This is a genomic window from Hyphomicrobium denitrificans ATCC 51888 (assembly GCF_000143145.1).
Lineage (GTDB): Bacteria > Pseudomonadota > Alphaproteobacteria > Rhizobiales > Hyphomicrobiaceae > Hyphomicrobium_B > Hyphomicrobium_B denitrificans.
Genome location: NC_014313.1, coordinates 3,332,333 through 3,347,493, shown reverse-complemented (window position 1 = coordinate 3,347,493; position 15,161 = coordinate 3,332,333). Strand labels below are relative to the sequence as shown.

The following is a 15,161-nucleotide window of genomic DNA, read 5'->3' as shown; positions in this document are numbered from 1 at the left end:
CCTTCATCCTCCGCCGATCAACAGCCTGCCAACACGCAACCAATCTCCCTACGATCGATAGTGTGTTTTCGCTTCCCAAAGCAATAGACCGATAAGCCTCACGTTAATCAACGGCTTGTCGATGCCCTGCGTATCGGCAACGATTGCAGACCTTGTTGACAACCCGCGTATGGGCATTGGACAGATCGGTTGTCCATAGGGATGACGTTTCGTCGAACAATCTCTTCCGTTTTCGCCGAGATGTGGGTATCGCCGTGGGTGAAACGGCGGTTGTTATCTCAACCTTCTCCGTCTCGCCCCCTGGCGTGCATAACGTCCGACTTTTAAACAGGCTCCGTTCGCAATTTAAGAGACAGGCACCGTCGATGGCATTGCCGAGCATGTTCCACATGCACCTCGTCTCGGACGCGACCGGAGAGACATTGGTTGCGATCGCGAAGGCGGCGACGGTCCAGTATCAGAACATACGCGCCATCGAGCATGTGCATCCGCTTGTGCGCACGCAACGCCAGCTGAAGCGCGTGCTGAGCGACATTGCGCAGGAACCGGGCATCGTTCTCTACACCGTGGTCAACAAGGCGCTGGCGGATGAACTCGAGACGCATTGCCAGCAACTCAAAATTCCATGCCTCGCGGTGCTGCAACCGATCATGCAGGTGTTCGAGAGTTATCTCGGCGCGCCGCAAACGCCGACCGTTGCCGGCCAGCACGTGCTCGATGCCGATTATTTCCGCCGCATCGATGCGATGAATTTCACGATGGCGCACGACGACGGCCGCCTGCCGGACAACCTGAGCGATGCCGATATCGTGCTTCTCGGCATTTCGCGCACTTCGAAAACGCCGACCAGTCTCTATCTCGCCCAGCGCGGCTACAAGACGACCAACCTGCCGCTCGTCCCGCAGGTGCCGTTGCCCGAACAACTGCTCGAACCGCACTCCGCGTTCATCGTGTGCCTGATCGCCAACGTCGATCGCATCGCCGACGTGCGTCGCAATCGCGCCGTGCTGATGGCCGATCGCGATCTCGAATCCTATGTCGATCGTGATCTGATCTCCGCCGAAATCGCCTACACGCGGAAACTCGCGGCGCAATACAGCTGGCCCATCATCGACGTCACGCGCCGTTCGATCGAAGAAGCCGCGACAATGATCTTGAAGCTTTTGCAGGATCGCAAATCCGGCTTGAAATCGGAATCGGAGTCACCTCGTGCCTGAAGCCACCCGTTTGATTCTGGCGTCCGGCAGCGCGGCGCGCCGAACCCTTCTCGAAGCGACGGGGCTGATCTTCGATGTCATTCCGGCAAACATCGATGAAGGCAAAATTCGCGACGCCATCGTAGGCGCGACCGCAAACGTCGAAGGCAGCGACATCGCCAGCGTTCTCGCGGCGGAAAAAGCCCGCCTCGTTTCGATCGAGCACCCGAATGCTCTCGTCGTGGGCGCCGATCAGGTCCTGACGCTGGGCGGCAAATTTTTCTCCAAAGCTGAAAATCTCGCCGAAGCCCGCGAAATTCTGTCGATGCTGCGCGGCCGAACGCATGAACTCGTCTCGGCGGTTGCACTGGCGCGCAATGGCGAAGTCCATTGGCAAACAAGCGCGACGGCCGAGATGACGATGCGCTCGTTCTCCGACGAATTTCTCGGCTGCTACCTCGAAAAAATGGGCGAGCGGGCGCTTCAGATCGTCGGCTGCTATGAAATCGAAGGTCCGGGCGTGCAGCTGTTCGAGGAAATCGACGGCGATTATTTCACGATCCTCGGTATCCCGCTGCTGGAGCTTCTGGCGCGCCTCCGTCACGAAGGCATGGTCACGGCATGACGCGCGCCTGTGTCATCGGCTGGCCGATCGCGCACTCGCGCTCGCCGCTCATTCACAATCACTGGCTGCGGCAATACGGGATTGATGGCTCCTATACGCGTGAGCCGGTGAAGCCCGAAGATCTGCAAACCTTTTTGCAGTCGTTGCAAGCGCTGGGACTCGCGGGCTGCAACGTCACGGTCCCGCATAAGGAGACGGCATTCGCACTTGCCGCCATTCGTGATCTCTCAGCCGTCGCCGTCAGCGCCGCGAATACGCTCTGGCTCGAAGGCGGTCGCTTGGCCTGCGCGAACACCGATACCTACGGCTTCATGGCCAATCTCGATGCCGCCGCGCCCGATTGGCGCAAACGAGCCGGGCCGGTTCTGATCCTCGGCGCCGGCGGCTCGGCGCGCGCCGTCGTCTACGGATTTCTCGAAGCCGGTATCGGCGATGTTCGCGTCTTCAATCGCACGCTGGATCGTGCACAGGACCTTGTCCGTCATTTCGGCGCGCGCGTCTCGGCCCATGCCTGGGACGACAGAAACGAGCACGTCCCGGAAGCTGCCGTCATCGTCAACACGACGACGTTGGGCATGAACGGCGCCGGCTCCGTCGGCATCGAGTTCACGCGCGCGCAGTCAGGTGCCGTCGCCGCTGATCTCGTTTACGTGCCGCTCGAAACGGAATTCTTGCAAACGGCGCGCGCCAACGGACTGATCGGTGTCGATGGCCTCGGCATGTTGCTGCACCAGGCCGTCCCCGGCTTTGAAAAATGGTTCGGCGTGCGCCCCGTCGTTACGTCCGAGCTCTATCAGATCATCGCGCGCGATATCGGCGGTGCCAAATGCTGATCGTCGGCCTGACGGGCTCGATCGGCATGGGAAAATCCACGGCCGCCGCGCGGTTTCTCGAACGTGGCATTCCCGTTTTCGACGCCGACCGCGAAGTGCACCGGCTTTACGCCGGACCGCTGGCCGACGAGATCGAGCAGGCGTTTCCCGGCGCGACAACGGACGGCAAAGTCGATCGCGCGAAATTGTCGGCGCTACTGCTCGGCAAGCCGGAAAAATTCGCTGACCTTGAACGGATCGTGCATCCGAGAATCCGCGCAGGCGAACGCCGCTTCATTCAAGCCGAGCACGCCAAGGGCACCCCGATCGCCGTCCTCGAAGTGCCCCTGCTTTTCGAGGCTGGCGGCTATGGCGCGGTCGACGTCATCGTGGTGGTCAGCGCGGACGAGGCGACGCAACGCGCGCGTGTTCTGTCGCGCCCGGGAATGACGGAATCGAAATTCGCGACAATTCGCAGCCGCCAGCTCTCAGAAGAAAAAAAGCGCGCTCTCGCGGATTTCGTTGTGGAAACAGCCGGAACCGTCGAGAGCTGCAACAGCCAAATCGATGCCGTTATCGATAAGCTGAGAGGCCGCGACGGCGATGCCTTCGATCGCCATTGGCGCGATTAGAAATCGCCGCGACTGAATTTTCCTGGGAGACCAGCGTTCTCATGCGCGAAATCGTGCTCGATACCGAAACGACGGGTCTCGATCCGAAAACCGGCGACCGCCTGATCGAAATCGGCGGCATCGAGATCATCAATCGCATCCCGACAGGCGTCGAGTTTCACCGCTTCATCAATCCCGAACGCAATGTGCCGATGGAGGCGCAGAACGTCCACGGCATCTCGACCGAATTCCTGATCGGCAAGCCGCTGTTCCGCGAAGTCTATCGCGATTTCCTGGCGTTTATCGGCGACGACATCCTCGTCATTCACAACGCTCAGTTCGACGTCAACTTCCTCAATCACGAGCTGGGTCTTGTCGGCGAGAAACCGCTGAGCTTCGATCGCGTCGTCGACACGCTGGCCTTGGCGCGCCGCCGTCATCCGGCCGGTCCGAACTCGCTCGACGCGCTCTGCAAGCGTTACGGCATCGACACTTCCCAGCGCACGAAGCACGGCGCCATCGTCGACAGTCTGCTTCTCGCGGAAGTCTACGTTGAACTGCTTGGCGAGCGTCAGGCGACGTTCGGGCTGCAGACGATCGGCAGTGGCGCGGCGACCAGCGAACGCCGTAACGGCAAACGCGCAGCCGCGAAGCAACGGCCCGAACCGCTGCCGTCCCGGCTGACCGAAGCGGACCTCGTCGCGCATCGCAGCTTCATCGAAAAGATGGGCGCGAAGGCGATCTGGAACCGCTTCTGGGGAGCGGTTACGTCCTGAGTTTTGAAAAAAGCGGTGGCCTCAGGCCACCGTCTTTCCCGCAGACTGCGCGAGCTGCTGCTGGCGGCGCACATACAGCCCGCCGAAATCGATCGGATCGAGCAGCAGCGGCGGGAAGCCGCCTTCGCGCGTGATGTCGGCTACCAGACGGCGCAGGAACGGGAAGATCATGGTCGGGCCGGAGATCAGCAGGAACGGCTCGAGCGCCTGCTCCGGAATGCTCTCGATTTTCAGAACGCCTGCATAGACGGTCTCGAGAACATAAATCGTGCCGAGATTGTTCGACGCCGTCGCTTTGAATTCGATCGCCGATTCGAAAAGATCGTTTTCGATGCGCTGGGCGCCGACATTGACCTCGACCTTGAGGTTCGGCTGATCGCCCGGGCTCGTGATGAGCTTGCGGAAGTTCGGGTTCTCGAACGACAGATCCTTGATGTACTGGCTGACGATCTTGGCTTGAATCGGCTGCTGGCCTTCCGCCGCAACTGCTTCGGCCGAGCCGTTTCCTGAGCTACCGTTTTCAGCCATGTTATCCTCTTATGCTTCCCGCCCGTCGAAGGCGGCTGGCTAGCACGCTGGCCCTACGCGCGCAACGCGTGCTTTTACAGTCGCGTCAACAAAACGTTGGATCGCATTTCACGAGCGATAGCGCCGTTGCTGCACCGAGCGCCCTTGCCTGAGCGGTTTCTCGCTGAGCCGCTCGTATTCGCCTTCGATGACCGGTCCGTCCGTTTCTTCCTGAGCTTCGGTGTGGGCCGCATGGAAGGAACCGCGATCGACCTCGGCTTGATAGTGAAACAGCGTGACGAGTTTCAACAGGCCGGTGCGGATCAGCGCTCTGCGGATCTGGGGCACAAGCAACAGCAGTCCGATCACATCGGAAATCACGCCGGGAAAGATCAGCAACACGCCGGCCAGTACTTGCACGAAGCCGTCGAACAGTGGGGAAACGCCTTGGCGCTCCGAACCGAGCCGGGACAAGGCGCGCTCAAAGACCGAAAGCCCGACCTTTCGGATCACGTAGGCCCCGAGAAAGGCTGTTCCGATGACGATGACGGCCAGCCAGCCGACCCCGATCATGCGGCCAAGCCGGATGAGCAGGCCGATCTCCACAAGTGGAAAAGCCGCAAAAAGCAGGATGATCGCAATTTTAAAGGGTTGAGACATCAGCTCTCGCCAATACATTGCGGCACCTTAGCGCGGATGGGTCGGCCGAACCACTGTCTGACCTGGGGGCGACCTGCGCGTTTTCAACGCTATTCACCACATTCGCCATAAGTGGCTGCCAAGGGGTAAAAGATCCGAGCAAAGTCCCCCTGCGAGACTTCACGCTCGACAACTGTTATAAAGTCAAACCTACAAAAGTCGGCCGCGAGGCCTTAGATACGAAGCCGTACTCGGGCAGTTCGACGTGACACTTTAGCCCGCCACGATACCGGAGGCTCAAGCCTTAAGAATGTCTGGCCAATTTGACCTTATCACGCTGATCGCGCTTATTGTGGCGGTTGCGGCGATCATCAAGCTGAGAAGCGTGCTCGGCCACCGTACGGACGAGGACGAGCAGCGCGTCGAGCGTCTGCGCGCCCGTGAGCGGGAGGCCAGCCAGCGCGCTGGGGCCGACGCCCCTTCAGCCGACGTCATCACGATGCCGCGGCGTGATCGCGATGCGGCCCCGGCCGCGCCTGCCGCCGAAGCAGCAGGACCGTCCGCCGAAACGCGCATCAATGCCTATCCTGTCAGCAATCCCGATGTCACCGCTGGCCTCCTCCAAGTGGCTAAGCTGGACCCGGAATTCGATCCGGAATCCTTCGTGACCGGTGCCGGCCGCGCCTACGAAATGATCGTGTCCGCGTTTGCCGAGGGCAATCGCCGCATGCTGAAGGATTTGCTGAGCAAGGACGTCTTTGACGGGTTCAGCTCTGCGATCGCGGATCGGGAAGCGCGCGGCGAGGTGCTGGACCAGCAGTTCGTCGGCATCAAGAAGGCCGACATTGTCGACGCCGAAGTCAAGAACGGCACCGCCGCGTTGACCGTGCGCTTCATCAGCGAACTGATCTCCGCGACGCGCGACAAGGCCGGCGAGGTCATCGCGGGCGATGCGCAGAAGATCAAGGATGTGACCGACATCTGGATTTTCAGCCGGGACGTCTCGTCCGCAAAGGCGCTCAGCAATCCAAACTGGCGATTGGTCGCGACACAGGCCCCGAATTAGATCAGAATCGAACTCTGGGCGGCACACTGAGTGATCCGCCCAAAGTTTTGTTGGGCATAGCGGCGCGGGCACTGGGGGCGCGTCATGAGCATCGCAAGGTGTCGATCGTCCCAGTGGAGGCGCGCCGGTCTCCCGTTCGCGGCCGCAATTCTGATAAGCTCAGCCGGATTTCATCTTGGCGCCGAGCCCGCGATGGCCGGAACATCGACCCCTATGAAGACGAACGCGGTGAACTTCGACCCGATAGCGTTCAGCGACATCCCCGGCTGGGCGGATGATGATCATCTTGCCGCCTGGAAAGCCTTTGTCGCCTCGTGCGGTCCCGTTCTGAGCACGTCGGCATCCGGCCCGAAAGCCGGTGAACCCACCTACAAGAAAAACCTCCTTCAAGTCTGCAAACTGGCTCTTGCCCAGGACCAGGCTGCCGGCATTCGCACGCGCAAGGCAGCGCGCGCCTTCTTCGAGCGCCACTTCCGCCCGCATAGCGTCGCTGGCGCGAAAGATTCGGGCCTGCTGACCGGCTATTACGAACCGTTGCTCAAGGGCTCGCGCGTCCGCACAGCCGAATTCCCCATCCCGATCTATCGCCGTCCGCCCGATCTCGTGAACATGGTTGCGGAAAGCGAACGCGGAGCCAAATCGTCTGCGCCGACGCATATGCGCAAGACCGATGCGGGACTGAAGCCGTTTCCGACCCGTGCCGAGATCGAGCAGGGTGGGCTCGCGGGCCAGGACCTTGAGCTCATGTACTTCAAGGACCCCGTCGACGTGTTCTTCATGCAGGTGCAAGGCTCAGGACGGGTTGAGTTGCCCGGCGGCGAGAAGGTGCGCGTGTCCTACGACGGCAAGAACGGATACCCTTACACGTCGATCGGCCGCGCGCTGATCGCATCGCGCGAAATCAGCGCTGAGGTCATGTCGCTACAGGCTCTGAAGCAATGGCTGCGCGCCAACGTCGAACGCGCCCGCTCCGTGATGTGGAAGAATGAATCGTATGTCTTCTTCCGTGAGCTGACCGGCGACGATGGCAAAGGCCCGATCGGCGCCAACAACATCCCGTTGCAGCCCCGGCGCAGTCTTGCGGTCGATACCTCGTACTACGCGCTCGGCACGCCGATTTTCGTCGATGCTCCGGAGCTGACGCACGCAACGAAATCCGGAGGCTTCCACCGGCTGATGATCGCCCACGACGTCGGCTCCGCGATCAAGGGACCGGAGCGGGGCGACATCTATTTCGGCTCGGGTGATGAGGCGGGCCGTCTCGCGGGCGTGACCAAGCAGAAGGGCCATTTCATCGTTTTATTGCCGGTCAGCGATGCCGCGAAACCTCAAGCCGCGGGCGGCGTGCCGTGAAGAAGCCGCACGGCAAAGGCGGCCGCAAAGGTCACGCGTCCGACGAGGACGATGACGCCGTTTGGAAATACGCAGCCGCCACGATCGAGCCGCTGAAACGCGCCAAGGGTCGCTTGCATGTGAGCGAACGCGCGACCACCGAGCCTCTGAAAGCCAAGATGGCGCCGAAACAGGACCACGCTCACAAATCGCAGGTCTTGAAGCACGATAACGTCAAGCCTGCGCCGGCTGCTCCCATCGCGCCCGCGCGCCGAGTTGCGCCGGATCTCGCGGACTTCGACCGCAAACACGTGCGTAAGATACGCGGCGGCCGCACCGAGATCGAAGCCCGTGTCGACCTTCACGGTCTCCGGCAAAGCGAGGCGCACGCCGCGCTCCGCGCGTTTCTGTTCCGCTGTCAAAGCCGGGGTCTGCGCTTCGTGCTCGTCATCACCGGCAAGGGCAAGCCCGGCTCGGCGTCCGAGGCGGGCTATCGCAATCCGGAGAATGAACGCGGCGTGCTGAAGCGCAATGTTCCCCGCTGGCTGGAAGAGCCGGACGTTCGCACCATCGTCGTCAGCTACACGACGGCCGCGATCCAGCACGGCGGCGAAGGCGCGATCTACGTGCATCTCCGCGCCCGGCACCGCGTCTAGAGTGCTTCCGGAAAAGTGGGAACAAAGATCTAGCGCGATCGTGTCAGAAACACGTTTCCTGCAGCTTCTGCAGCGCAATGCCGACGCCTGACAGCGAATACGTATCCGTAACCGTTCCTTGATCGGATGCGATCATGACGGTCATCGAGCTGCCCTTGCGCATCGCTTCGATGAGCTTCAATTCCTGCGTCGAGTCCGAGACGAAGGCGCGGTCGTTCGATCCGAACAGCTTGAATCCACCTGCGCCGACGGACGCGGTCCCCTGTGTGCTTTTCTTGATCTGAAATCCCATGCGGAAGCTGACTTCGCTTCGGATTCCATCCTTCGGCCATGCGGAGATATATGCGCGCGGCGCCTCGCGCTGAGCATTGTCGGACGTGCTCGACTTCGCCTCGCTCGTGACGAAACAAAAGAGATGCGGCGTCTCGGAATCAGTGAGCAGCTCCCAATCTCCGAACGTGTCGACGCGCGCCATCGTCTCGGCGTGAAGCTGCGACGATGCGGCGGCGACGAAAAAACATAAAGCCGCGAGAATGCTCCGCGGTCCGTGCATCAAGGTCCCCCTTCGCCGATCGGACGATCGGCGAAACGTGCCAGAGATTTAACGCGGTCATACATCACGATCGCGCCGGCCATCGCAACATTGATGCAAAAGCGCGTGGGGATTTTGATGACATAGTCGCAGCGTTCGACCAGTGGCTCCGACAGCGACCCGAGCTCAGGCCCGAGCACATAAGCGGCGCGCAGCGGATGCCGGAAACTCGGAAGGTCGATTGCACCGTCCAGAAGCTCGATCCCGACCAGCTTGCAGCCGCCCGGCAGCGCCATGTCGTCGAGCGTCGCCCAGTTGTAATGCGGCAGATGCAATTGGCTCTTGGACGTATCGGCGTGCGCCTCGACGGCCTTGTAGGTTGCGCCGACGGTGAAGGTAAAACTTGCCCCGAACGCATGTGCCGATCGCATCAGGTTGCCAAGATTGAGCGACTTTGACATGCGTTCGGCTCCGATGGCGAAATAGCCCTTCGGATGCGGTGGCCAAGTCGTTGCGTTTCTTGACATTGCCTCGCGCTCGTGTGTGTCAGAGATGGGTCTAGAGTGCTTCCGGAAAAGCGGGAACCGGTTTTCCGAAAAGAAGCACGACAAACAAAAAGCTAGAGTCGGGGAGCGTTTCAACGAAACGCGGAAGGCTCTAGCGGCAAGGGACGTCACATATGAAGGCAGCTCTTTGCAAGAGCCTTGATGGTCCGCAGAGCCTCATCATCGAAAAACTGCCGGAGCCTGTGCTTAAACCAGGCCAGGCGCTGGTCAACGTCAAAGCTGTCGGGCTGAACTTCGCCGATACGCTCATCACGCGCGGCAAATACCAGTTCAAGCCCGAGCTGCCGTTCGCGCCCGGCGCCGAAATGGCAGGCGTCGTCGAGGCCGTGGCCGACCGCTCTTCGGGCGTCGCGCCCGGTCAGCGTGTGATGGCCTATGTGAACTGGGGCGGGGCTGCGGAGAAAATTGCGGTCGACGCACAAGCTCTCATTCCCGTTCCCGACGATGTGCCCTTGGCGGTCGCGGCCGGGCTTTCCGTCACCTACGGCACGGCGATGCATGGCCTGCGCGATCGCGGCCGCTTGTCGGAAGGTGAGACCGTCGTCGTCACTGGCGCGGCCGGCGGCGCCGGACAGGCGGCCATCGAAATCGCCAAGCTCATGAACGCCCGTGTCATTGCCGTCGCCTCGTCTGCTGAGAAATGCGAAATCGCGATGCGGGCCGGTGCCGACGAAGCCATCATTTTTCCCGGCGGTGATCTCAAATCGGAAATCCGCACGCGCACGGCCGGAAACGGTGCCGATGTCATCTACGATTGCATCGGCGGCGAAGCCGCCGAACCGATGGTTCGTGCGCTCGCTTGGCAGGGACGTTTCCTCGTCGTCGGATTCGCGGCGGGAGAAATTCCGAAGATACCGCTCAATCTCCTTCTGTTGCGCGGCGCGGAGATGGCGGGCGTGTTCTGGGGCGAGTCGGTGCGCCGCGATCCGGATCGCCACCGTGCCAACATGCGCCAGCTTCTCGATTGGGTCGCGGCGGGCCAGCTTTCGCCGCGCATCCACGCGACCTATCCGCTCGAGCAGATCGTCGAGGCGCTGGGCGTGCTGGAGCGTCGCGAGGCAACGGGAAAAGTCGTGCTGACGATCGACTGAGCAACACGCACGCTAATCATCGTGATCACCAGTTCGCTTCGCCGTCCTCGCTCAGAAATTCCATGCCGCGCACCGGAAAGCGATCTTCGATCCCGTACGGCCCGCCGCCGACGCTCGGCCGCGATGACATCAACAACGTGCGCGTCACGAAGAACGGCTCGGAGCGGTATCCGCTGTAACGCGACAGAAACCGCGCCACAGCCTCCGCATTCGAATGCTTGAGGCGCGCCAGCGTCACATGCGGACGGAATGCCCGCGTTTCGGGCGCAAGACCGGCGTTGCGCGCGGCCTTCTCATGTGCCCGCGCAAGATCGTCGAGTTTCGCATTGGGCTCCATGCCCGCCCAGATCGAATGCGGATCATCGCCGCCGAATGCGCCGAGCCCGGTAATCCGAAGCTCGAAGCCGTCGACGTCGATGCTCGCGAGATTGGCGATGAACTCGCGCGCCTTGGCATTATCGATGTCGCCCGCGAACCTGAGCGTGATGTGATAGTTTTCAGGCGAGATCCACCGCGCGCCGGGCAATGGCAGACGCAGACGATGAAGCTCGTCACGAATTTCGTCGGGGATCTCGATGGCGGTGAAAAGGCGAGGCATCGGGAACCTCCTTATCTGCAGAATAGCGAAAGAACGGTGACGGCTATTTTGCCGCTGTCTTCCGCTGCGAGATACGCTGAACCAGCGCTTCCACGTCGGGCAGAATGCGTTTGACGACTTCGCCGATGCCGCTCGCGGTCGGATGCAACCCGTCCGGCTGGGAAAACCCCGGGTCCAGCGCCACGCCGTCGAGGAAAAACGGATACAGTGAGACGTCGTATTTGGCGGCGAGGCCTGTGTAGATCGCGTCGAACGCCTTGACGTAATCATCGCCCCAATTGTTCGGCGCTTTCATGCCGGTGAGAAGAACGGGCACGTCCAGCGACTTGAGCGAAGCGAGCATCTTGTCGAGGTTGGCGCTGGGTTCCTTGGGATCGATCCCGCGCAACGCATCGTTGGCGCCGAGTTCGAGGATGACGCCGTCCGGCTTCGGCTGCATCGCCCAGTCGAATCGGCGAAGGCCATCCGCCGTCGTGTCACCCGAAACGCCAGCATTGACGACGGTGACCTTGTAGCCCTTCGCCTGAAGCGCCATTTGAAGCTGCGCCGGAAACGACTCGCTGGCCTTGACGCCGTAGCCTGCCGTAAGGCTATCGCCGAACGCGACGAGGGTGACGGGTTGCGCCTCGTCGGCCGATACCGAAAACGGCGCGACGATCGCCGCCACGCCAACAGCCACCAGAATTGAGAGGGCAAATGTCACGACCAACGCCGGAGCCGTTCGAAGCCTGTGGCGCACGTTCATTTTTCGGCCCCACCGTTCACGCAAATCATTGATCTGACGTAGAGCTTCGATTTCCGAGTGACAAGTCCCGGATAATGACAAAATCCAGCGTGCGCATTGAGCAAGGCGGCCAGAATTTGAGCGATTCCATTATTCAACTCGACAATGTGCATCTGACGCTGACGAGCAAAGCCGGCCCGGTGCACATCCTGCGCGGCGTCTCGCTCGATATTCCGGCCGGGCAGCCGGCGGCGATCGTCGGTCCTTCGGGCTCCGGAAAAACCTCGCTCCTGATGGTGATGGCGGGCCTCGAACGCGCGAGCAGCGGGTCGGTCGCGATTGCAGGGCGTGAGCTGACGCGATTGTCGGAGGACGATCTCGCCGTGCTTCGCGGCGCCGAGATGGGCATCATCTTCCAATCGTTCCATCTCGTCCCGACGATGACCGCGCTCGAGAACGTCGCCTTGCCGATGGAGCTGGCGGGCGAAGCGGACGCCTATAAGAACGCGCGCGAGCTTTTGAAGGAAGTCGGCCTCGCGGCGCGCGTGGAACACTATCCCGCCGAGCTGTCAGGCGGCGAACAACAGCGTGTCGCCATTGCGCGCGCCCTCGTTCGCGAACCGCGCATCATCTTCGCCGACGAGCCGACAGGCAATCTCGATGGCGGCACCGGCCGCCAGATCGTCGATCTTCTGTTTGGTCTGCGCCGCCGTCGTAACGCAACGCTGGTGATCGTCACGCACGATGATCGCCTGGCGCACATGGCCGACCGCATCATCCGCATGTCCGACGGGTCCGTTGCGTCTGATGAATCGACGAGGTCCTCGGCCGTTCGCGCGGTGTCGCCGTGACGCTCGTCTTGGATCCGCGTGTAAACCTCGCACCGTCTCGCTGGGCAAGCTTGAAAACCGTCCTGAAACTCGGCGTTCGCGAGTTGCGCGGCGGGCTCAAAGGCTTTCGCATCTTCATCGCCTGCCTCGCGCTGGGCGTGATGGTGATCGCAGCCGTCGGAGCCCTTGCCGACGCCTTGCGCGCGGGCCTCGCAAGTCAGGGTGAAACCATTCTCGGCGGCGATGTCACGTTCGCGCGCATGCACATCCGCGCCACGCCCGACGAGCGGTCGAACTTCCAAAATCTCGGTCGCGTCAGCGAAACTTCGACATTGCGCACGATGGCGCGCCGCCTCGATGGATCGGATCAGGCTCTTGCGGAGCTGAAAGCCGTCGACGCCGCTTATCCGCTCTCCGGCGAGACGACGATCGAAGGCGGCAAATCCTTCCGCGAAGCCATCGTCGACAACGGCGGAGTCGTCGATCCGATTCTGCTCGAGCGGCTGGGCCTGAAGGTCGGGGATCGCTTTCGCGTCGGGCAGGCGGAGATCGACGTCACGGGCGTCTTGCAGGCCGAACCCGATGCCGTCGCAGATCGCCTGACGTACGGTCCGCGCATATTTGTTTCGCTGGCGACGCTCGATAAAACCGCGCTCGTGAAACCCGGAACGCTCATCCGCTGGCGCTACGCGGTCAAGCTTCCGCCCGATGCGCCGTCGGATAAGGAAACGCTCACGAACCTGCGCAAATCCGTCGAGCAGAAAATGCCGGCGGCTGGCTTTACAAGTCTCGACCGTTACGATCCGTCACCCCAGATCACGCGCACGCTCGATCGCCTGCGTCAGTTCCTGATTCTGATCGGGCTGGCCTCGCTGCTGGTCGGCGGCGTCGGCATCGCCAGCGCCGTCGCAACCTTCATCGACAAACGCGTGAAGGTCGTCGCAACGCTGCGCAGCCTCGGGGCGTCCGGCACGCAGATCATCGGCATCTTTCTGGTGCAGATCATCTTGATGAGCGCGATCGGTATCGCCATCGGCCTAGCGCTCGGCGTCGCCGTGCCGCCGCTGGTCGAGAACTTCTATGGCGACCTGCTGCCCGTCCGCACCGGAATTGAAGTTTCGCCTCAGAGCCTCGGCCTCGCGGCGCTCTATGGCTTGCTGGTGGCGCTCATTTTCGCGCTTTGGCCGTTGGGCCGCGTCGAAAACGTCCGCGCCGCCGTTCTTTTCCGGGATTCGATCAACGCGGTCACCGGTTGGCCGCGCCGCTCGATCGTCGTCGCGACCGTATCATTGGCAACCTTGTTGTTCGCCGTTGCCGTTGCGACGTCCGAGCCGCATTACATCGCCGTCTACATTGCGATCAGCCTTGTGGTGATGCTCTCGGTTTTCGGATGGCTTGGCGGCGCCATCGCGCGTCTCGTCAGACGGGTTCCACGGCCGAAGTCGCCGGAACTCGCGTTAGCTTTGCGCAACATCGCGGCCCCCGATGGCCTGACGCGCTCCGTCATTCTATCGCTTGGAACAGGCCTGTCATTGCTGGTCGCCGTTGCGTTGGCGAATGCCTCGCTCGTGTCGGATCTCAATGACCGCCTTCCCGAGCAAGCGCCGGATTACTTCCTGCTCGACATCCCGCCCGATGAGTTCGATGCGGTGAAAGCCAAAATCCTTGGCGACATTTCCGGCACCAAGCTCATCGACGCACCGATGCTGCGCGGCCGCCTCGTCGCGATCAAAGGAACGCCGGTCGAGCAGGCGAAAGTTCCAGCCGACGCCCAGTGGGTGCTCAACGGCGACCGCGGCCTGAGTTACGCCGACGCAATTCCCGAGGGATCGACGCTGACCGCCGGCACATGGTGGGCGAAGGACTACCAAGGTCCGCCGCTGGTGTCGTTCGAACGCGATCTCGCCAAAAAGCTTGGCCTCGAAATCGGCGACGGCGTGACGGTCAACGTCCTTGGCCGCAACGTCGAGGCCAAAGTCGCCAACCTGCGCGAAGTCAATTGGGAGAGCCTGGCGCTCAACTTCATCATGGTCTTTTCGCCCAACACGCTGCAGGGCGCGCCGCATAACATGCTGGCGACCCTGCGGCTTCCGCACGGAACGCCACGATCGGCGGAAACCGCGATGGTGCGCGACATGGGCAAGGCCTACCCGTCCGTCACCGCGATCCGCGTGCGCGACGCCATCGACCAGTTCAACAAGATCCTCGCCAAAGTCATGATTGCCGTGCAGGCGGCGGGCAGCGTGACTCTGGCGGCGGGCGCTTTGGTGCTGGCGGGCGCCCTCGCGACGGCTCAGCGCCGCCGCATCCTGGAAGCCGTCATCTTGAAGACGATCGGCGCCCGCCGGCGCCAGATTCTGAAGGCGCACGCGTTTGAATATGCGCTGCTGGCGCTGATCGCGGCGCTCGTCGCCATCGCTCTCGGCGGCCTGATCGCCTGGGTCGCGGTCACCTGGATCATGGAGATCGACTTCGTTTTCTCGGTGAATGCCGTTTTGGAGACGCTCGCCGTCGCCGCCCTGATGATCACCGCGTTCGGCGGCATCGGCACCTGGGCCGTTCTGAGGGCCCCACCCGTGCCATATCTCCGGACGGAGTAA

17 protein-coding genes are annotated in these 15,161 nt (G+C 62.0%); 11 read left to right on the top strand and 6 right to left on the bottom strand.

Annotated elements, in window-relative coordinates; genetic code table 11:
* Positions 1–365 precede the first annotated feature (365 nt).
* The 5 genes from HDEN_RS16190 to dnaQ are packed head-to-tail and all read left to right on the top strand — an operon-like array spanning position 366 to position 4,020.
* The gene (locus HDEN_RS16190) at positions 366–1,217 is read left to right on the top strand and encodes a pyruvate, water dikinase regulatory protein (RefSeq protein ID WP_013217226.1); all 852 of its coding nucleotides are present in this window, start codon (positions 366–368) and stop codon (positions 1,215–1,217) included.
* On the top strand, positions 1,210–1,821 hold the full coding sequence (locus HDEN_RS16185) for a Maf family protein (RefSeq protein ID WP_013217225.1): 612 nt from the start codon (positions 1,210–1,212) through the stop codon (positions 1,819–1,821). The genes HDEN_RS16190 and HDEN_RS16185 overlap by 8 nt, the downstream gene beginning before the upstream one ends.
* A complete protein-coding gene (locus tag HDEN_RS16180; protein ID WP_013217224.1) occupies positions 1,818–2,654 on the top strand; it encodes a shikimate dehydrogenase in 837 nt (278 codons plus the stop codon). Before HDEN_RS16185 ends, HDEN_RS16180 begins: the two co-directional genes overlap by 4 nt.
* Positions 2,648–3,265: a dephospho-CoA kinase gene (gene coaE / locus HDEN_RS16175; RefSeq protein ID WP_013217223.1), complete on the top strand. Its 618-nt coding sequence runs from the start codon at positions 2,648–2,650 to the stop codon at positions 3,263–3,265. The genes HDEN_RS16180 and coaE overlap by 7 nt, the downstream gene beginning before the upstream one ends.
* Before the next feature lie 41 nt (positions 3,266–3,306).
* Positions 3,307–4,020, top strand: coding sequence for a DNA polymerase III subunit epsilon (gene dnaQ, locus HDEN_RS16170; protein ID WP_013217222.1), 714 nt, complete (start codon positions 3,307–3,309; stop codon positions 4,018–4,020).
* Positions 4,021–4,041: 21 nt separating this feature from the next.
* Here the strand turns inward: dnaQ and secB are convergent, their stop codons facing one another.
* Together secB and HDEN_RS16160 are read right to left on the bottom strand one after the other, a co-directional pair.
* The gene (gene secB, locus HDEN_RS16165) at positions 4,042–4,548 is read right to left on the bottom strand and encodes a protein-export chaperone SecB (protein ID WP_013217221.1); all 507 of its coding nucleotides are present in this window, start codon (positions 4,546–4,548) and stop codon (positions 4,042–4,044) included.
* Positions 4,549–4,656: 108 nt separating this feature from the next.
* Entirely contained in the window at positions 4,657–5,187 is a 531-nt protein-coding gene (locus HDEN_RS16160) for an FxsA family protein (protein ID WP_041921707.1), read from the bottom strand.
* Between the two features lie 289 nt (positions 5,188–5,476).
* Between HDEN_RS16160 and HDEN_RS16155 the strand changes: the two genes are divergently transcribed.
* The 3 genes from HDEN_RS16155 (at position 5,477) to HDEN_RS16145 (ending at position 8,220) form a co-directional block, all read left to right on the top strand.
* Positions 5,477–6,232 carry a Tim44/TimA family putative adaptor protein gene (locus tag HDEN_RS16155; protein ID WP_013217219.1) on the top strand — a complete coding sequence of 252 codons (756 nt, stop codon included), beginning with the start codon at positions 5,477–5,479 and terminating at the stop codon, positions 6,230–6,232.
* Between the two features lie 84 nt (positions 6,233–6,316).
* Positions 6,317–7,585 (top strand): murein transglycosylase A, encoded by a 1,269-nt coding sequence (gene mltA, locus HDEN_RS16150; RefSeq protein WP_041921706.1) that lies wholly within the window; start codon positions 6,317–6,319, stop codon positions 7,583–7,585.
* The gene (locus HDEN_RS16145) at positions 7,582–8,220 is read left to right on the top strand and encodes a Smr/MutS family protein (protein WP_013217217.1); all 639 of its coding nucleotides are present in this window, start codon (positions 7,582–7,584) and stop codon (positions 8,218–8,220) included. Before mltA ends, HDEN_RS16145 begins: the two co-directional genes overlap by 4 nt.
* A gap of 43 nt (positions 8,221–8,263) precedes the next feature.
* Here the strand turns inward: HDEN_RS16145 and HDEN_RS16140 are convergent, their stop codons facing one another.
* On the bottom strand, positions 8,264–8,773 hold the full coding sequence (locus HDEN_RS16140) for an invasion associated locus B family protein (RefSeq protein WP_013217216.1): 510 nt from the start codon (positions 8,771–8,773) through the stop codon (positions 8,264–8,266).
* A complete protein-coding gene (locus tag HDEN_RS16135) occupies positions 8,773–9,279 on the bottom strand; it encodes an RNA methyltransferase (RefSeq protein WP_013217215.1) in 507 nt (168 codons plus the stop codon). The genes HDEN_RS16140 and HDEN_RS16135 overlap by 1 nt, the downstream gene beginning before the upstream one ends.
* 152 nt (positions 9,280–9,431) lie before the next feature.
* On the opposite strand from HDEN_RS16135, the gene HDEN_RS16130 reads away from it, so the two are divergent.
* Positions 9,432–10,409 carry an NADPH:quinone oxidoreductase family protein gene (locus HDEN_RS16130; RefSeq protein WP_013217214.1) on the top strand — a complete coding sequence of 326 codons (978 nt, stop codon included), beginning with the start codon at positions 9,432–9,434 and terminating at the stop codon, positions 10,407–10,409.
* 25 nt (positions 10,410–10,434) lie between these two features.
* Here the strand turns inward: HDEN_RS16130 and thpR are convergent, their stop codons facing one another.
* Both thpR and HDEN_RS16120 read right to left on the bottom strand, forming a co-directional pair.
* The gene (gene thpR, locus HDEN_RS16125; protein WP_013217213.1) at positions 10,435–11,007 is read right to left on the bottom strand and encodes an RNA 2',3'-cyclic phosphodiesterase; all 573 of its coding nucleotides are present in this window, start codon (positions 11,005–11,007) and stop codon (positions 10,435–10,437) included.
* Between the two features lie 43 nt (positions 11,008–11,050).
* Entirely contained in the window at positions 11,051–11,752 is a 702-nt protein-coding gene (locus HDEN_RS16120) for an arylesterase (RefSeq protein ID WP_013217212.1), read from the bottom strand.
* Between the two features lie 74 nt (positions 11,753–11,826).
* Here HDEN_RS16120 and HDEN_RS16115 point away from each other — a divergent pair, with 74 nt between their 5' ends.
* Both HDEN_RS16115 and HDEN_RS16110 read left to right on the top strand, forming a co-directional pair.
* Entirely contained in the window at positions 11,827–12,582 is a 756-nt protein-coding gene (locus tag HDEN_RS16115; RefSeq protein WP_013217211.1) for an ABC transporter ATP-binding protein, read from the top strand.
* Entirely contained in the window at positions 12,579–15,161 is a 2,583-nt protein-coding gene (locus HDEN_RS16110; RefSeq protein WP_013217210.1) for an ABC transporter permease, read from the top strand. Before HDEN_RS16115 ends, HDEN_RS16110 begins: the two co-directional genes overlap by 4 nt.